15 protein-coding genes are annotated in these 18,236 nt (G+C 29.4%); 9 read left to right on the top strand and 6 right to left on the bottom strand.

Annotation, left to right across the window (positions count from 1 at the left end):
* Positions 1 to 329: 329 nt before the first annotated feature.
* The 4 genes from glpK (at position 330) to ACUXZJ_RS13835 (ending at position 4,873) form a co-directional block, all read left to right on the top strand.
* The gene (gene glpK, locus ACUXZJ_RS13850; protein ID WP_063743016.1) at positions 330 to 1,817 is read left to right on the top strand and encodes a glycerol kinase GlpK; all 1,488 of its coding nucleotides are present in this window, start codon (positions 330 to 332) and stop codon (positions 1,815 to 1,817) included.
* Positions 1,818 to 3,371, top strand: coding sequence for a glycerol-3-phosphate dehydrogenase/oxidase (locus tag ACUXZJ_RS13845; RefSeq protein ID WP_063743015.1), 1,554 nt, complete (start codon positions 1,818 to 1,820; stop codon positions 3,369 to 3,371).
* A 5-nt stretch (positions 3,372 to 3,376) separates the two neighbouring features.
* Entirely contained in the window at positions 3,377 to 4,087 is a 711-nt protein-coding gene (locus ACUXZJ_RS13840; protein ID WP_060383854.1) for an MIP/aquaporin family protein, read from the top strand.
* Between the two features lie 195 nt (positions 4,088 to 4,282).
* Positions 4,283 to 4,873 carry an RNA polymerase sigma factor gene (locus tag ACUXZJ_RS13835; protein ID WP_063743014.1) on the top strand — a complete coding sequence of 197 codons (591 nt, stop codon included), beginning with the start codon at positions 4,283 to 4,285 and terminating at the stop codon, positions 4,871 to 4,873.
* A 227-nt stretch (positions 4,874 to 5,100) separates the two neighbouring features.
* Here the strand turns inward: ACUXZJ_RS13835 and ACUXZJ_RS13830 are convergent, their stop codons facing one another.
* The gene (locus ACUXZJ_RS13830; RefSeq protein ID WP_060382547.1) at positions 5,101 to 5,760 is read right to left on the bottom strand and encodes an endonuclease III domain-containing protein; all 660 of its coding nucleotides are present in this window, start codon (positions 5,758 to 5,760) and stop codon (positions 5,101 to 5,103) included.
* Between the two features lie 33 nt (positions 5,761 to 5,793).
* Here ACUXZJ_RS13830 and bcp point away from each other — a divergent pair, with 33 nt between their 5' ends.
* Complete coding sequence (gene bcp / locus ACUXZJ_RS13825) at positions 5,794 to 6,252, top strand: thioredoxin-dependent thiol peroxidase (protein ID WP_060382546.1); 459 nt, start codon at positions 5,794 to 5,796, stop codon at positions 6,250 to 6,252.
* Positions 6,253 to 6,464: 212 nt separating this feature from the next.
* On the opposite strand, the gene ACUXZJ_RS13820 is transcribed toward bcp, so the two are convergent.
* Complete coding sequence (locus tag ACUXZJ_RS13820) at positions 6,465 to 7,049, bottom strand: acyl carrier protein phosphodiesterase (RefSeq protein WP_060382545.1); 585 nt, start codon at positions 7,047 to 7,049, stop codon at positions 6,465 to 6,467.
* 98 nt (positions 7,050 to 7,147) lie between these two features.
* On the opposite strand from ACUXZJ_RS13820, the gene glmM reads away from it, so the two are divergent.
* A complete protein-coding gene (glmM, locus tag ACUXZJ_RS13815) occupies positions 7,148 to 8,536 on the top strand; it encodes a phosphoglucosamine mutase (RefSeq protein WP_060382544.1) in 1,389 nt (462 codons plus the stop codon).
* 423 nt (positions 8,537 to 8,959) lie between these two features.
* Positions 8,960 to 10,636: an amino acid permease gene (locus ACUXZJ_RS13810; protein ID WP_376777539.1), complete on the top strand. Its 1,677-nt coding sequence runs from the start codon at positions 8,960 to 8,962 to the stop codon at positions 10,634 to 10,636.
* Positions 10,637 to 11,057: 421 nt separating this feature from the next.
* Here ACUXZJ_RS13810 and ACUXZJ_RS13805 read toward each other — a convergent pair whose 3' ends face one another.
* From ACUXZJ_RS13805 to ACUXZJ_RS13790, 4 genes are all read right to left on the bottom strand, one after another.
* Positions 11,058 to 12,332, bottom strand: a complete 1,275-nt coding sequence (locus ACUXZJ_RS13805; protein ID WP_088420047.1) for a glycosyltransferase family 4 protein — start codon at positions 12,330 to 12,332, stop codon at positions 11,058 to 11,060.
* Between the two features lie 24 nt (positions 12,333 to 12,356).
* Positions 12,357 to 12,710 (bottom strand): fluoride efflux transporter CrcB, encoded by a 354-nt coding sequence (gene crcB, locus ACUXZJ_RS13800; protein WP_446196296.1) that lies wholly within the window; start codon positions 12,708 to 12,710, stop codon positions 12,357 to 12,359.
* Positions 12,711 to 12,724: 14 nt separating this feature from the next.
* Positions 12,725 to 15,148 (bottom strand): YfhO family protein, encoded by a 2,424-nt coding sequence (locus ACUXZJ_RS13795; RefSeq protein WP_063743011.1) that lies wholly within the window; start codon positions 15,146 to 15,148, stop codon positions 12,725 to 12,727.
* Positions 15,149 to 15,422: 274 nt separating this feature from the next.
* Positions 15,423 to 15,695, bottom strand: coding sequence for a DUF4834 family protein (locus tag ACUXZJ_RS13790; RefSeq protein ID WP_060382539.1), 273 nt, complete (start codon positions 15,693 to 15,695; stop codon positions 15,423 to 15,425).
* 163 nt (positions 15,696 to 15,858) lie between these two features.
* Here ACUXZJ_RS13790 and ACUXZJ_RS13785 point away from each other — a divergent pair, with 163 nt between their 5' ends.
* Together ACUXZJ_RS13785 and ACUXZJ_RS13780 are read left to right on the top strand one after the other, a co-directional pair.
* Positions 15,859 to 16,926, top strand: coding sequence for a transporter (locus tag ACUXZJ_RS13785; RefSeq protein ID WP_063743010.1), 1,068 nt, complete (start codon positions 15,859 to 15,861; stop codon positions 16,924 to 16,926).
* Between the two features lie 12 nt (positions 16,927 to 16,938).
* Positions 16,939 to 18,057, top strand: a complete 1,119-nt coding sequence (locus tag ACUXZJ_RS13780; RefSeq protein WP_060382537.1) for a hypothetical protein — start codon at positions 16,939 to 16,941, stop codon at positions 18,055 to 18,057.
* The last annotated feature ends 179 nt before the right edge of the window (positions 18,058 to 18,236 follow it).

Genomic DNA, 18,236 nt, shown 5'->3' with positions numbered 1-18,236 from the left:
AAAAAGAAGGATTCCTAAAAGAGAACAACTTAGTGTTAAGTTTCTTATTTTCACACTAAGAAAGAATCTAAACATAATAATATTTGATTCTTTATAGCTGCTCATTTTGCCTTAATTTCGATTTAAGTAAGATAATTAAATGAAGTTAAAATACAAAATGCTACCTTTTAGGATAACTTCTTTTTTCTTTAACTCCTAAAAACAATAAATTTCTCAGCTTGTAGCTTATTTAATAAAAAGTTAGAAAACAATAATAATAATATTTTTTGACATTTTTTTAAAAATAGATTTTGATTTTGTTATATTTGGTAAAACTATGCGTGCATATTATGTCAAATTATATATTATCATTAGATCAAGGAACTACAAGTAGCCGTTCTATTTTATTTGATTTAAAAGGAAATGTTGTAGCAGTATCTCAGAAAGAATTTTCACAAATTTACCCTATACCAGGTTGGGTAGAACATGATCCCATAGAAATTTGGGAATCACAACTTACAACTATTTTTGAAGTTATAAAAAAAGCACAAATTAAAATTTCAGAAATAAAAGCTATTGGTATTACCAATCAGCGTGAAACCACAGTATTATGGGATAAAAAAACAGGGAAGCCCATTTACAATGCAATTGTTTGGCAAGATAGAAGAACAGCTGTCTTTTGTGATGATTTGAAGTCTAGAGGTCTAAACAACATAATTCAACAAAAAACAGGTTTAGTAGTTGATTCTTATTTTAGTGGAACAAAGGTAAAGTGGATTTTAGATCATGTTGAAGGAGCAAGAACAAAAGCTGAACAAGGAGAAATTTTATTCGGGACTATTGACACTTGGTTACTTTGGAATCTAACTCAAGGTAAAGTTCATGTTACTGATGTTAGTAACGCAAGTCGCACCCTATTTTGTAATATTCATAATTGTGAATGGGATGAAGAATTATTGGAAATATTAAATATTCCGATGAGCATTTTACCCCAAATCTGTAGTAGTAGTGAAATTTACGGCTATACAAATGTTTTAGACGAAACAATTACTATTCCAATAGCAGGAATAGCAGGAGATCAACAAGCAGCCTTATTTGGTCAAATGTGCATTCAACCAGGAATGGTCAAAAATACATACGGAACAGGCTGTTTTATGCTAATGAACACAGGAGAAGAATTAATACCCTCTCAAAATCATTTGTTAACAACCGTTGCCTGGAAAATAAATGGAGTCACACATTACGCTTTAGAAGGAAGCGTTTTTATTGCGGGTGCCGTTGTTCAATGGTTACGAGATGGTTTAGGTATTATAGAATCTTCGGAAGATGTAGAAACATTAGCTGAAAAAGTATTAACCACAGAAGGAGTTTATGTAGTACCCGCTTTTGCTGGTTTAGGGGCACCTTATTGGAATCAGCATGCAAGAGGAACTATTACAGGATTAACAAGAGGAACTAAAGCAGCTCATATAGCTAGAGCTTCTTTAGAAAGTATAGCCTATCAAACACGCGATGTATTATTAGCAATGCAAGCAGATAGCCATATTTATATAAAAGAATTACGCGTAGATGGAGGTGCCACAGTTAATAATTTACTCATGCAATTTCAGGCCGATGTATTAAATAGCAAAGTAATAAGACCTATTATTACAGAAACTACAGCCCTAGGAGCTGCTTATTTAGCTGGTTTAGCCATTGGTTTTTGGAAAAGTATAGAAGAATTACAACAACAATGGCAAGTAGAAAAAGTATTTACCTCCACAATGGAACCTGAATTACGAAATTCTTTAAATGAAGGTTGGAAAAAAACTATTAACGCATCCGTAGCATTTATATAAATGAATAGACAAGATCAAATACAAAAACTAAAATCTACTAATGATTTTGATATTATTATAATTGGAGGAGGAGCAACAGGATTAGGATGTGCCGTAGATTCTGCCTCTCGTGGATATAAAACATTATTAATAGAAAAAAATGATTTTGCCAAAGGAACTTCAAGTCGAGCTACAAAACTAGTTCATGGAGGAGTTCGATATTTAGCCCAAGGAAATATACGATTAGTAAGAGAAGCCTTATTAGAAAGAGGAAGATTATTAAATAATGCACCTCATGTTTGTAAAAAAGTGCCTTTTGTAATGCCTGCTTATCATTGGTATGATAAATGGTTTTATGGAATAGGATTATGGATATATGAACTGTTATCAAGTAAATTAAGTTTAGGAGTAACTCAATTCTTATCTAAAAAACAAACAAAAGAATATTTACCAGATTTAGAATCAAAAGATTTATTTGGAGGAATACTGTATTATGATGGTCAGTTTGATGACAGTCGATTAGCAATAAATTTAGCACAAACAGCCGTTGAAAAAGAAGCAATAATTATTAATTATTTTGAAGTAATAGATTTTATAAAAGATAAAAAACATTTAAAAGGAGTTAAAGTAAAAGACGTGTTAACTCAAGAAGAATATTCCATTAGATCAAAAGTAGTGATTAATGCAACAGGCGTTTTTGCAGATGATCTCTTGTCTTTAGCTGAAAATACTAACTCTAAAACAATAGCACCATCTCAAGGAATTCATTTAGTTATTGATTCCTGTTTTTTTAAAGGACATCACGCCCTAATGATGCCTAAAACAGATGATGGTAGAGTTTTTTTTATCATTCCTTGGTATGATAAAATAATTTTAGGAACTACAGATACAGCGGTCGATAAAGTCTTAACCGAACCCTTAGCTCTAGAAGAAGAAATACAGTTTATATTAAAACATTTTAATAAATATTCCTCTCACAAGATAACTAAAAACGATGTTAAAAGTATATTTGTAGGATTAAGACCTTTAGTAAAAAAAGAAGATATAACTACAACCAAAGTAATGCCTAGAGATCATGAAATAACCATTTTACCATCAGGTTTAATTCATGTTATTGGAGGAAAATGGACAACTTATAGAAGTATGGCAGAAGATACTATAAATACAGCTATTCAAGCAGCTAATTTACCGTTTAAAAAATGCCAAACACAACAATTAAAAATACATGGTTGGACTCGTCTAAACGATTCTACTCATTTAACTATTTATGGAGCCGATATACCTAAAATAAAAGAACTATTAGTTCATAATAATGAACTTGCAGAATTACTTCATCCAAAATATCCTTACACAAAAGCAGAAGTAGTATGGTTTCTTCGTAACGAAATGGCTCAAACAATAGAAGATATTTTAGCAAGACGCATTCGATTATTATTTTTAGATGCCTCTGCTTGCTTAGAATGCACAGATACAGTTGCCGAAATAATAGCCAAGGAAAAAAATATAACATTTAAAAGTATGGAAAAACAAATTAAAGAATTTAAACAATTAGCTAATCAATATTTAATAAAATAAAAATGATGAATCCTTTTTTAGCAGAATTTATTGGAACCATGATCATGTTACTACTAGGTAATGGAGTAGTTGCTAATGTGGTATTAAATAAAACGAAAGGACATAACGGAGGCTGGATTGTCATTACATTTGGATGGGCGATCGCTGTATTTGTAGGAGTTTATATAACCGCTTCAAGCAGTGGCGCTCACTTAAATCCTATTGTATCATTAGCTTTAGCCATTTTGGGTAAACTAACTTGGAAAGACATGTCATATTATATCTTATCTCAATTTTTAGGAGCTATGATGGGAGCATTATTAGTGTATTTAATTTATAAACAACACTATGATGAAACAGAAGATACTGGATTAGTAAAAGCTACTTTTTGTAATGAACCAGCAATTAGAAATGTTTTACACAACTTAATTTCAGAAATAATAGCCACCTTTGTTCTAGTCATAGGAATCTTGTTTTTAACAGGAGCAGAAAATTCTTTGGGTAGTTTAGACGCATTGCCCGTTGCTTTATTGGTTTTAGGAATAGGACTTTCATTAGGTGGAGCCACAGGATATGCTATTAATCCCGCACGAGATTTAGGTCCTCGTATCATATATGCTATTTTACCTATTAAACATAAAGATAATGCTGATTGGTCTTATAGTTGGATTCCTGTAATAGGACCTATTTTAGGAAGCATGTTAGCAGTTTTGATTTTTACGATACTTATCAAATAATAACTTTAAAAAGCATTCTGAACCTGCCTTTGTAAGAAAAAATATTTTTATAAAAATGTTAAAAAAAAATATTTTTTCTTCTTATAAAGAAAATAGTTATAAATTTGTGTTATAACATATAATATAGAGGCCTATAAAGCAATAATACTTTTAATTTTAGTTTTTTACCTGAATAACTTTTAAAAAGTATTGTTTATGACTACTACTATAATTCCAGATGCACTCTTAGTAAGGAGCTATATAGAAGGTAATGAGAATGCCTTAGCTCAATTGGTTGATCGTCATCAAACTAAAATTTACAGTTTTATATATTCAAAAGTACAAGATACTGAAATAGCAAATGATATCTTTCAAGATGTTTTCATTAAAGTAATCAAAACTTTAAAAGGAGGTGGAAAACATTATAATGAAGAAGGAAAATTTTTGCCTTGGGTTATGAGAATTGCTCATAATTTAATTATAGATACTTTTAGAAAAGAAAAGAAAATGCCTAAATATCGAGATACAGAAGAATTTTCTGTTTTTTCTCTGATTACAGATGGTTCGCCTAATATTGAAATGAAGATGATCACAGAACAAGTAGAAAATGATTTGATCCGTTTGATAGAAGAACTACCAGATGATCAACGTCAAGTATTAGAAATGAGAATATATGACGATTTGAGTTTTAAAGAAATAGCAGAAATAACAGGAGTTAGTATCAATACAGCTCTAGGTCGTATGCGTTATGCTTTACTTAATATGAGAAGAAGTATAGAAAAAAATAATATAACTTTAGCTAGTTAAAAACAATAAAAATAAAAAGTTTACGTTGTAATACAAATGATTATTTAATACTATTATGGCAAAACTTTACACGAAAAAAACATCTCGATTTTCTAAAATAATGCCAAAAAAAGAAACGGTAAATTTTATTTTGAGTTACTCAAGAGATTTAAAAATAATAAAAGTAGATGGTAAAAAAATTGAGTTAGTTACCAATTAATACTTGATTATGTAATGTTAAAGCATCCTTAAATAGGATGCTTTTTATTATATTCCTTGATAACACTACTTCTTCCAATCGTTTTAGTAATAATATCATTTTCAAGTTTCCAACCTCTTGCCGGAGAATATTCTCGACCATACCATATAATCTGCAAATGAAGATCATTCCACATTTCTTTAGGAAAAAGCCGTTTAGCATCTTTTTCAGTTTGTTGTACAGAAGAACCATCTGAAAGATTCCAGCGATACATTAACCTATGAATGTGAGTATCAACTGGAAAAGCAGGAATACCAAAAGCTTGACTCATAACAACACTAGCTGTTTTATGTCCCACCGCAGGTAAAGCTTCTAGCGCATCAAAAGAAACAGGCACTATTCCTTCATGTTTTTCAATTAAAATTTGAGATAATCCATAAATCCCCTTTGATTTCATAGGAGATAGTCCACAAGGTCTAATAATTTCTTGAATTTCCTCAACACTTAATTTAATCATATCGTATGGATTATCTGCTTTTGCGAAAAGAAGAGGTGTAATCTGATTAACTCTTACATCAGTACATTGAGCAGAAAGTAAGACCGCTATTAATAAAGTATAAGGATCTTTATGATCTAAAGGAATAGGTATAGTGGGGTAGAGTTCTTTAAGAGTATTAATTACAAAATTAACTTTTTCTGCTTTGTTCATTATTCTTTATTTTTACCAAAAATAAGTAAAACAATGACAAATTTAAAAATTGGAGATAAAGCTCCTGATTTTTCAGTTTTAGACGAAAATGGAAATTTGCATGAATTGAAAAATTATACTGGTAAAAAAATAATACTATTTTTTTACCCAAAAGCAAATACCCCAGGTTGTACTGCTGAAGCATGTGATTTAAGTAATAATTTTGAAAAATTTACCTCACTTAATTATGTTCTTTTAGGAGTAAGTGCAGATAACGCTAAAAACCAAAAAAAATTTTCAGAAAAATTTAGTTTCCCTTTTCCTTTATTAGCAGATGAAAATAAAGAAATAATTCAAGCATACGGAGTATGGGGGCCTAAAAAATTTATGGGAAAAGAGTTTGATGGAATTCATCGTACCACATTTATAATTGATGAAAAAGGATATATAGAAGATATCATCTTAAAAGTAAAAACAAAAGAACACGCATCTCAAATTTTAAAAACAGTTTAATTGTCTAAAGTATAATACAGAAAAATATCTTAACTTAATATTTTTCTGTATTATTTACATTAGAAGATGCTCTAAAAAGTTCTCTCAATCAGAAGAAAACATCTAAAGCAAGTTACATAATGCTTATAAATTGATTTTTTTAGCCAATAGGAAAACTAATATTAGATAATTACTTTCAAACAACTTCTATTTTTTTAACCATAATAAATTGTTTAAAAAGAAGCTCTTTTTAAATCAGACTCTTTCATTAGAATTTCAAAAAAAGCCGTAAATTCTTCTTCAAAAAGAAGATAAAACTCTTTTAGTTCACAAATTGCTTGCGGCATATTTACCCTATGTTGCGTTCTATAATCCATCTGTAAAAGAATCATTTCAATTCCTGTGAGTGTGCTATAACTTACAAGCCAATTATTAGCAATCATATAAGGAAGCATATTTTGCGTCTTATGAGTCAATAAATTATAATTGTCTTTTAGTAATTGATAAAAAGCATGAGCATATAGATCTAACGGTATAGAATGATAGCTGATCCAATTTTTTGCTAAAAAATGATCATAAAAAATATCCATAATAACACCAGCATAATGACCGTAATTTTTATGAAGCCTATGTTTACTCTTCCTATACAAAGGATGAGCATCTGTAAAAGAATCTATAAACCTATGCAAAAGAATACCTTTTTGAATTTCAATATCAAATTTGGTATACTCTTTTCCACGTATACCATCAGCCATGAAATTACCTATTTTAAGTAATTCATTTTCACCAGATAAATAAATATGAGCTAAAAAATTCAAAATTATTATGTTTTAATCATTTTAGAAGTGTTATAAATATAGTTTTTTTACTTAAATCTTTAAAGTATATTTGTTTTTTAATTATAAATATAACAAAAATGACTTTAATAAAATCAATATCAGGAATTAGAGGTACCATAGGAGGGAGCGTAGGCGATAATTTAACACCAGTAGATGCAGTAAAATTTGCTTCAGCTTACGGAACTTTCTTAAAACAAAATATTTCAAAAGATAAATTAAAAGTTTGTATTGGTCGTGATGCTCGTATTTCAGGACCTATGATTCATAACTTGGTTGTTAATACGCTAATAGGCTTAGGAATTGATGTAATTGATTTAGGGTTGTCTACTACCCCTACAGTTGAGGTTGCAGTACCTTTAGAACAAGCAGACGGAGGTATTATTTTAACCGCTTCTCACAATCCTAAACAATGGAACGCGTTAAAATTGTTAAATGCCAAAGGAGAATTTTTGAGCGGTTTAGAAGGAGCTAAAATTTTAGAAATTGCAGAAAAAGAAGCATTTGATTTTGCAAATGTTGACTCTTTAGGAAAAATTATAGAAAATAATGCTTACATGGATATTCATATTGATGAGGTATTAAATTTACCCTTAGTAGATGTTCAAGCCGTTACTCAAAAAAAGTTTAAAGTAGTAGTTGACGGAGTTAATTCTTCAGGAGGAATCATTATTCCTAAATTATTAGAAGAAATGGGAGTAGAAGTAGTCAAGTTATATTGCGAACCTAATGGTCATTTTCCGCATAACCCAGAACCATTAAAAGAACATTTAGCAGATATTTGTAAATTAGTGGTAGAAGAAAAAGCAGATTTTGGAATTGTGGTAGATCCAGATGTAGATCGTTTAGCTTTTATCTCTAATGATGGTGAAATGTTTGGGGAAGAATACACATTAGTTGCTATAGCAGATTATGTTTTAAGTAAAACACCAGGAAATACAGTCTCTAACATGTCCTCATCTCGTGCTTTAAGAGATATTACAGAAAAACATAAAGGAACCTATCAAGCCAGTGCAGTAGGAGAGGTAAATGTAGTAGAACTAATGAAAGCCACACAAGCCATTATTGGGGGCGAAGGAAATGGAGGAATCATTTATCCAGAAATTCACTACGGACGCGATGCGTTAGTTGGAGTTGCTTTGTTTTTAACTCATTTAGCTAATCAAAATAAAACAGTTGCCGAAATGAGAGCTGATTTTCCTCAATATTTTATGAGTAAAAACAAAATAGAATTGACACCTCAAATAGATGTTGATGGCGTAATGAACCAAATAGCAGAAAAATATAAAAATGAGAATATTTCAACAATTGATGGAGTAAAAATTGATTTTCCAACGGAATGGGTACACTTAAGAAAATCAAATACAGAGCCTATTATTCGTATTTACACAGAAGCACCTTCACAAAAAGAAGCTGATATTTTGGCGGAGCGTTTTGTGAGTGAGTTAAAAGAATTAGCAGGTATTTAATTAATTGTATATATAAAAAAAATTCAAGCTATTTTTAGCAATAAATTTCAGTATTCAATCGTTTTCAGATCAAGATAACTTGTTTTATAGATAATATAAAAATATCGAATGAAAAAGATTGAATACTTTTTTATAATAAAATCGTAAAAGTTTGATTGTTTCTATTTTTTGAAAAAACAAAAAATTATAAGAAAATAAAATATTTGTTCTAAAAATATTTTTTAATAGTCTATTCTAAAAATCTTATCTCCGTTAGAAGTTAACTAAAAGTATAGTATTCTTTAGGATTAGAAAAACCGTTTCATAGAAAACCAAATAAAAACATAAAAAAAAATAGATAAATAAAAAAAAATAGATAAATAAAAAAAAATCCGCAAGTTTTATATATTTGTTGATCTTAATAAAAAAAATCAATCAAAAAATATGTCATTAACACGATTATTTAGAAAAAAATCACTAGACGTAATCTTAAAACAGGGAGGTGATGGAGAACACTCAGGATTAAATAAAGTGTTAACAGTTAAAGATTTAACCTTTTTTGGGATTGCAGCTATTATTGGAGGAGGTACTTTTTCAGCTATAGGTAATGCCTGTTTTTCAGGAGGACCAGGTGTAATCTTGTTATACATTATCTGTGCTATAGCCTGTGGTTTTACAGCTATGTGTTATGCTGAGTTTGCTTCAAGAGTTCCTGTTTCAGGTAGTGCTTATACCTATGCTTATGTCTCTTTTGGAGAATTGTTTGCCTGGATCATCGGTTGGGCATTATTAATGGAGTATTCAATAGGAAATATTTATATTGCTTTTTCATGGAGTGGATATTTCACCAATCTTTTAGAATCCTTCGGATTACATTTGCCAGAATGGCTAACAATAAACTATAAATCAGCACATGTAGCTTTTTTAGAAAATAAGACAGGAGAAGGATACTTAGCTTGGCAAAATGCTCCAGAAATAGCAGGATTAAAAATTATTTTTGATATGCCAGCCGTATTGATAAACGTATTAATAACCTATTTAATTTATAGAGGAACCAGCGAGTCAAAAAATGTAAGCAATTTTATGGTATATCTAAAATTAGTTGTCATAGTACTAGTAATAGTAGTTGGCGCATTTTATATAGATATTGATAATTGGACTCCTTTCATGCCCAATGGTTTTAAAGGTGTTATGGCAGGAGTTTCAGCCGTTTTCTTTGCATACATAGGTTTTGATGCCGTTTCTACTTTAGCAGAGGAGAGTAAGAATCCTCAACATGATTTACCCAGAGGAATGATTTATTCATTAGTAGTTTGTACGATCGTATATATTATTTTAGCATTAGTATTGACTGGAATGGTAAAATATGACCTATTAGGAGTTAGTGATCCTTTAGCGGAAATTTTTGCATTAAAAGGAATAAAGTGGATGTTGTTTATTGTATCCATTGCAGCAGTAGCAGCTATGACTAGCGTTATGTTAGTTTTTCAGATGGGACAACCTCGTATCTGGATGACCATGAGTCGTGACGGATTAATGCCTAAACAATTTGCCTCCATACATCCAAAATACAAAACACCTGGATTTGCTACCGTGATTACAGGAATTGTTGTAGGATTGCCAATCTTCTTTACAGATGAAAATTTTGTTCTAGATTTTACTAGCATAGGCACTCTTTTTGCTTTTGTGTTAGTTTGTGGAGGTGTTCTTATGTTAGCACCTCATAATGACGAAGAAGCGAATGCTCCTACAAGAGGAAAATTTAGAATACCATATATAAATTCAAAATGGATTTTTCCAATTATAGTTATTTTATCTTTAGGAACTATAAACTTTCTATTACCTGATTATTTTAGCACCACATTCAGTTTAAATGAGGTTAATTTAGCAACAAACTTGCCTTTAATAGTATTTTTTATCTTTACTTTAATTATGACTGTTCTGTCTTTCTTAAAAAAATTATCACTTATACCTTTATTAGGATTAATATCTTGTTGTTATTTGTTAACAGGAATGGCAGTATCTAACTGGAAATGGTTTGGTATTTGGTTAGTAATAGGATTAGTTATTTATTTTTCATACGGATTTAAAAACAGCAAGCTTAATAAAAAGAAACTATAAAAATCTAAAACGAATATTAGAAAATCTACAAAAAAAGTTGTTCTTATTTTTAGAGAACAACTTTTTTTATGGGCTAAATGAATACCCTCTATAAAAACAATTAAAAGAATTGTCATACCATTTAAACTTTGAAATTTCCGCATAATACTATTTTTTACCTTGAGACTGTCCAAAAAGTTCGCAATCTTGTCATTTCGACCAAAGGGAGAAATCACATTGTTTGATTTAGACACTATCCTACAAAAGCAACAAAAATTAATATTGGTTCTCGATGCGCTTCGCGCTCGAACTAACGATGATTTCAATTATATACTTAACCGTTTGTTCGAGTTGTTTTTAAAATAAAAAAACAGATCGAGAATTTTACTTTTTAATCCAGTATATTTTAAGTTTAAATGGTATTATTTTTTATAAAAAAACCTTACAAAATATCAACCAGTTTTTTTGTTAAATTTTTACGAGAATATTGTTGTAATCCTACAGCATATACCTTTAAATTGTTTTCTAAATAAGCATTAAAATACACTAATATCTTTTCTTTAAGAGATTCTTTTTCATTATAAGTAAAGAAACTACCTGTATTAGTGTCTGTTATAATAGATGCAAAATCAGAACCATTTGGACCAATAGCTATTATTGGTCGTTCCGAAACTATATATTCAAAAACTTTACCTGGAATAATACTTTTTGTTTCTTCAGAGTCTATTTCAATTAAAAGTAAAACTTGAGATTTTCGTTGATGTGCAACAGCTTCTTCATGGGAAACATAACCCAAATTATTTACAAACGAATCTAGATTAAAAGATTTTATAGAATTAAGAACTTCCTGACTAGTTGCACCAATTAGTTTTAATTCAAAATTCTTAGAAAAAATAGAATTTTCAATAGTTAAATCTTTTAAAACCTGCCATAAAATTTCAGGATTTCTATCGGATAGGAAAGAACCTATATGAGCTAATGAAAATTTTTCATCTAAAGTTTGTTTATTTATTCTTTCTACATCATAACCATTTGTAATTATATGTATAGGCTTTGTTGTAATAGATTGAAATTCCTTTTTAGTAGTTGGACTAGTAACAATTAGTTCATCTGCCGTATTCATAACTTTATGTTCAAGTTTTTTATGTTTTTTAGCAGAACTCTTAGTTAATTTTAATGCCTTATGATAACCAATAGTTGTCCAAGGATCTCTAAAATCAGCTAACCACCTGATATTTAGTTTTTCCTTAAGTCCTAATCCGATTAAGTGTAGGCTATGAGGAGGGCCTGTAGTAATTATAGTATCTATATTGTTTTGTTGTATGTACTCAGATAAATAAGTAATAGAGGGGGTTACCCATAAAACACGTGCATCAGGAATAAATAAATTTCCTCTGATCCATAATAATAATTTTTGTACTAATGATTGTTTTTTTTGTACGGGAATTATTCCAGAACTTATTTTTTTAGTACTATTTTTCGAAAAAAAAGAAGCCCATGTATAAGGTTCTATAATAGGTCTTTTTAGTATGGTTATAGTAGAAGATATTTCTTCTGTTAACTTTTTATCTAGTAAAGGATAAGTAGGGTTTTCAGGTACGTATACAATCGGGTCAATATTAAAATCAGGTAAATATTTTACAAATTTCAACCATCTTTGAACGCCTGGACCACCAGCAGGAGGCCAATAATAAGTTATGATTAATACTTTTTTCATTACAATACTTTTTTTTAAGAGGAGCTAATTTTTTACTAAATGAATACCTAAGTAAGTCATACCAAAACCAATGGCTATACTTAAAAAAGTATACAAAAAAGCGATTCCTATTTGATTATTTTGTAATAATTGAATAGTTTCATTAGAATAGGTAGAAAAGGTAGTAAAACCACCACATAGTCCAGTTATAAAAAAAAATCTCAATTCGGTTGTATGATAAATTTGTTTTTCAAAATAACCCAAAAAAAGACCAATTAAAAAACAACCTATGCTGTTTACCATAAAAGTTCCAGTAGGAAAGCCACTTATAACAAACCGATTAAAAAAAAGAGAGGCTAGGTAGCGTAAAATACTACCTATCCCTCCTCCAAGTCCTATATAAAATATTGATTTCAGTTTATTGATTTCTTTTTAATTAAATAAATACCTCCTATGATAAGTCCTATCATTAGAATAAAGCTTATTAATGCTATAATGCTACCTATTTTTACAACTTGAGGTTCAAACTTAAATTCTATATTATGTTTACCAGCAGGAATAGGCAAGCCTCTTAGAATATAATCTACACGATAATGATCAACTAATTTTCCGTCTATATAAGCATTCCAACCTTTGCCATAATAGATTTCAGAAAATACAGCAAAACCATTTTTTGGATTTATAGACTCATATTTTAGATCATTTGATTTGTATGATTGTAACGTAATTTTAGCATTTTCGTTTGAAATAGTTTTAGTCTCTTTAAGCTGTTGACTTTTTTCGGAAACAGTATTTAAAATAGCAACTGATCTTGAATTAAAGTTGCTTAGACTTTTCATTTCTTCATCTGCTGATTTAACGAATTTAATTGATTTTACAAACCAAGCATTACCATTTGCTTGTTGATTACGAATAGGAAATTGTTCTCCTTTTTCATTTTTTTGTATTAAATATTTTACATTGAGCATATTTAACACTTCTATATTATTTTTTGCAATTTGATAATCAAAAAGCTCTTGCATTCTTCTTGGTTTAGCAGCATGATATCCTCCGATAGATTTATGAAAATAGGATGCACGAGGATCACTCATTACGTTTTGAGAAACTTCAAAAACTCTGTAATGTGATTTGTCTTGTAAGATAGCCTCATCAAAAGGAGCCATGATAAATGGGGTGTCTACTTCAGAAGCATTAACGAAATCTGAAGAATTTACATAATTTTTAGCAATTAAAAATAAATCAGTAACCATTAATAAACCTACAACCCAAGTGGCTGCTTTCTGAGAAATAGTCTTTTTAAAACTTAAAAATAATGTTCCAGCAGTTAATAGGATTAAAAGCATTGAACGTAGTAAGTCAGATGTAAAAAGTGATTTTCTATCTTCCTTTAAAGCATCAACAAATCCAGGGCCGTACGAATCAATAAAATAGCCATCTCCTGAACCTGAAAAACTAAATAATGACTTGCAAAGTAATATTAACAAAAGCGTTCCTATGCTGAACAAACTAGCTTTCATAAGACCTTCTTTTTGTTCTTTTTCTTCGGATATAAAATAAGACTGTAATCCTAGTACAGCCAATACAGGCATACATAGTTCTAAAACCACTTGTATAGAAGATACTGCTCTAAATTTATCATAAAATGGAATATGATAAATGAAAAAATCCGTTAATAAAGGGAAATTTTTGCCCCATGAGAGTACCAATGAAACGATAGCTCCTATGAGAAAAGCATATTTAATTTTTCTCTTATCAATAAATAAAGCCAAAACAGCCAAAAAGAACACAATAGCACCTATATACGCAGGAGCCGCAACTATGGGTTGATCTCCCCAATAAGTAGGTAATCCTTTTACTATTTCCTTAGCTTGATCCTCAGGAACTTCTTGCGATAAAACAAAATTATACATAGCTGATTTTGTTCCTATATTTTCACTATTAGAACCCCCAAAAATTCTAGGTGATATTAGATTTAAACTTTCGGCTAATCCGTAACTATACTCAGTTATATAGTCATAAGTCATAGAGGTTTCAGTATTGTTTTTTTTGCCATCAGGGCTAAAAGTTAACTCGTTTTTACCGCGTGTACTTTCCTTAGCATATTCTTGAGTAGCTAATATACCCGTTGCATTTACTCCAATTGAAATAATGCCTGAAACTACAAATATTCCAAAACTATAGATTAATTCTTTTAGATCATCCTCTTTAATAGCCTTGTGAACATAATAAGAAGTTAAAACTAATAAGAAAATGAACAAATAATAAGTCATTTGAAAGTGATTGGCATTAAGTTCTAATGCAGCAGCAAGCATTGTTAGAATTCCACCAATAATCCATCTTTTCTGAAAAACCATTAATACACCAGCTACTACCATAGGCATATAAGCAATTGCGTGCGCTTTTGCATTATGACCAACTCCTAAGATAATGATTAAATAAGTAGAAAAACCAAAAGCTAATGCACCAAAAAAGGCCTTTAAAGGTTTTATTCTTAACGCCATTAACAAAATATAAAAACCAAGAAAATAAAGAAATAGATAATCAGCAGGTCTTGGTAAAAAACGTATAATAGAATCAATTTTCTTAATATAATTATGAGGATAATTAGCACCTAATTGATAAGTTGGCATTCCTCCAAAAGCACTATTAGTCCAATATGGCTCTTCTTTATATTGTGACCTAAAATCATTTTGTTCTTTAGCCATTGCGGTATATTGAACAATATCAGATTGCAGAATTTTTTTACCATTTAAAACAGGATAAAAATAGATGATGGCAACCAATACAAAACCTATAATGGCTAGTGCGTGCGGATAAAAACGTTTTAAATTATTCATAAAGTAAGAGTCAATCAAAATAAGGCGTGAAGATAGTAAAATTTTAGATTTTAGGTGTCAGAAAATCATTTAACAAAAGGCATTGTTAATATTCATTAATTTTATTTCCAAGCCTTATTTTGTTTGATATAATTTTGATCTAATAAAGAAACAATAAAGCTCTTATCTTACACAATTCCTAATTTTATCAGTTGAATTTATAGAATCGTTTAAAGAAAATGGACTAATTAAAAATAAGGACAAACCAATATTAAAAACATTGAAATATTAAACTTTATTCTATTTCTTCATAATCTACATATTCACCCACTTGTTTTGTTGGTTTTCTAAAATCTTTATTAGATTTTTCATTTTTATAGGAAGTTTCATGTGAAGATTGTTCAGAATTACCCTGCTGATATTGACGATTAAAATTTTCTTGCGCTTTGTTTATTACCTTTCGCATAATAATAGGTAGAAAAACACGACTTAGAATTTTTACCAGATAATAAAAGCCTAAAATGTAGATAATGGTTTTAAATAAACCAGGTATAGAAGCTTCTTGCATTTTTTATTTTTTTTCCAAAAATAAAAAGATTCACTACACGTTTGAACTGTTTTAACTTATTTTTTATCAGAAATAAAAATACTATTATTATTAGAAGCCTTATTTTAAAAAATCTTTTTTCTTTAAAATAAAATAGTACTTTTGAAACTATAGAATATCAGTCATGAAGCAAATCAAATATTTAGCTGTAGCACTTTGTTTAGTCGCTTTTAATCAGCTTACTGCACAATACACAGATGAAATTAATACCAATAGACCTGGAAATTCAGCAGGCGCTTTTTCGGTAGGAAAAAAGGTTTTGCAGATAGAAGGAGGCATATACTACATAAATGAATCTCATTCTGTATCAAATTATGATGCCAATGGTTCTGGAGTTGATTTAACGGCTCGTTATGGACTTTTAAAAGAAGAATTAGAGCTGTCTCTTGATTTACAATATCAAATGGATCACTATACTGCTGGAATCTTTAATAAAAACAGAAATGGTTTACGTCAAACAACCTTAGGAGCTAAATATCTTTTTTATGATCCGTTTAAAAAAGGTGAAAAAAAACCTAACATATATAGTTGGAGAGCCAACCATAAGTTTGATTGGAAACGATTGATTCCTGCTATATCAGGATATGTGGGTGTAAATTATACAATGAATAACGATTATGCTATACCAGAAGAATTAGCTTTTTCGCCTAAAGCTATGTTCATTACACAACATCATTTAGATAGACGATGGGTAGTAGTAACTAATTTTTTTGCTGATAAAATTATATCTAAAACATTTAACTACGGCTACGTAATAACAGTAACTTATGGAATTAATGAAAAATGGTCAGCAATGCTTGAAAATAAAGCCATTAAAGGAAATTATTATTCAGATGGAATCTTTACTTTAGGAGGAGCTTATTTGTTAAACAAAAATCTTCAATTAGATGCTTCCATCAGCAAAAATATAAAAAATTCTCCCGATTTATTATACGGAGGATTAGGTGTATCTTGGCGATTTGATAAAAATCATCAAGATCCAAAAATTAAAAATGGTAAAGAGATCAAGGAAGTTAAAAAAGAAGAAAAGAAAAAATCAAAAACGGGTATTTTATCAGAAGAAGAATTAGAAAAAGCAGCTGAAAAAGCAGAAAAACAAAAACGAAAAAACGAAAAAAATAAAATAGAAGAAGTAAAACCTGTAGAAGAAAAGAAAAAGAGAGTTGACGATCTAGAAGAATCAGGTAATTAAGCGGTTTTATATATGATAACAATTATAGAAGCTAAGACTAAAAAAGAAATAAAAGAATTTATAAAATTTCCTTTTCAATTATATAAAAATAATTCCTATTGGGTACCGCCATTAATTAGCGATGAAATGGAAACTTTTGATAAAAAGAAAAATCCTGTTTTTAAAAATGCAGAAGCCTATTTTTATTTAGCTTATTTAAATAATCAAATAGTAGGACGTGTAGCGGCTATAATCAATTGGGACGAAGTAGAACAATTAGGTAGAAAAAAAATACGATTTGGTTGGTTTGAAACTATTGATAATTTAGAGGTTACAAAAATTTTAATAGAAAAAGTAACAGAATTAGGTTTGATAAAACAAATGGATCATATAGAAGGACCTATGGGGTTTTCTAATCTAGATAAAGTAGGATTTCTTACAGAAGGGTTTGATCAAACAAGCACAGCTATAGGTTGGTATACACCTCCATATTATATAACCCATTTTGAACAATTAGGTTTTAAGATGGAAAAAAAATTTATAGAAAGTGATTTTAGTTTTAATAGTGTTCCTTATGAACCCATAAAAAAAGCTTCTGATCTTGTAAAAGCACGTTATGGTTTTAAATCTATAAATTTTACAAATACAAAACAAATAGAACCCTATGTAGATCGTATGTTTGATTTATTTAACAAAACATACGTAAAACTTCAATCATTTGTAGCTATTAGTAAAGATCAAATTGATTATTTTAAAAAGAAATATATCCCCTTTGTTAATCCTGAATATATAAAATTTGTTGAAGATAATAGCGGTAACATCATTGCTTTTGCTATTGTTATGCCTAATTATGCCCCTGCTCAACAAGCAATAAAAGGAAAACTTTTCCCTTTTGGTTTCTTAAAAATGCTTCAAGCAAAGAAAAATAATAAAGAAGCAGTCTTTTATTTAATAGGAATAGCCCCTGAATATCAAAGTAAGGGAGTAACAGCAGTTATATTTGAAGAATACCATAAAGTTTTTACAAAAAAAGGAATAACCAAATGTATAAGAACGCCTGAATTAGAAGAAAATATGGCAATACAAAATTTATGGAAAAATTTTAACCCTAAAATTACAAAAAGAAGATGTACCTTCATTAGATCTTTGTAAATTACTGAAAAACAGATAAAAATGAATCTAAAAATAAAGCAGATAATGTTCTGATATTTAGTATAAACGAAAATAAATATAAAACACTAAAAAAGATTGAATACCTAAAAAAAGCCCCCTGTTTTTTAAAATTATAGATTTTTTTAAAAAACAGGGGATTTTATTTAAAATTTAATCAT

Source organism: Flavobacterium sp. TN-1 (genome assembly GCF_052828645.1).
This window is presented reverse-complemented; position numbering and strand designations above follow the sequence as displayed.

Excerpts from the sequence above, each read along its gene's own strand:
- glpK (WP_063743016.1), top strand. The coding sequence starts at position 330 with ATGTCAAATTATATATTATCATTAGATCAAGGAACTACAAGTAGCCGT.
- ACUXZJ_RS13845 (WP_063743015.1), top strand. The coding sequence starts at position 1,818 with ATGAATAGACAAGATCAAATACAAAAACTAAAATCTACTAATGATTTT.
- ACUXZJ_RS13840 (WP_060383854.1), top strand. The coding sequence starts at position 3,377 with ATGAATCCTTTTTTAGCAGAATTTATTGGAACCATGATCATGTTACTA.
- ACUXZJ_RS13835 (WP_063743014.1), top strand. The coding sequence starts at position 4,283 with ATGACTACTACTATAATTCCAGATGCACTCTTAGTAAGGAGCTATATA.
- ACUXZJ_RS13830 (WP_060382547.1), bottom strand. The coding sequence starts at position 5,760 with ATGAACAAAGCAGAAAAAGTTAATTTTGTAATTAATACTCTTAAAGAA.
- bcp (WP_060382546.1), top strand. The coding sequence starts at position 5,794 with ATGACAAATTTAAAAATTGGAGATAAAGCTCCTGATTTTTCAGTTTTA.
- glmM (WP_060382544.1), top strand. The coding sequence starts at position 7,148 with ATGACTTTAATAAAATCAATATCAGGAATTAGAGGTACCATAGGAGGG.
- ACUXZJ_RS13810 (WP_376777539.1), top strand. The coding sequence starts at position 8,960 with ATGTCATTAACACGATTATTTAGAAAAAAATCACTAGACGTAATCTTA.
- ACUXZJ_RS13805 (WP_088420047.1), bottom strand. The coding sequence starts at position 12,332 with ATGAAAAAAGTATTAATCATAACTTATTATTGGCCTCCTGCTGGTGGT.
- ACUXZJ_RS13795 (WP_063743011.1), bottom strand. The coding sequence starts at position 15,148 with ATGAATAATTTAAAACGTTTTTATCCGCACGCACTAGCCATTATAGGT.
- ACUXZJ_RS13790 (WP_060382539.1), bottom strand. The coding sequence starts at position 15,695 with ATGCAAGAAGCTTCTATACCTGGTTTATTTAAAACCATTATCTACATT.
- ACUXZJ_RS13785 (WP_063743010.1), top strand. The coding sequence starts at position 15,859 with ATGAAGCAAATCAAATATTTAGCTGTAGCACTTTGTTTAGTCGCTTTT.
- ACUXZJ_RS13780 (WP_060382537.1), top strand. The coding sequence starts at position 16,939 with ATGATAACAATTATAGAAGCTAAGACTAAAAAAGAAATAAAAGAATTT.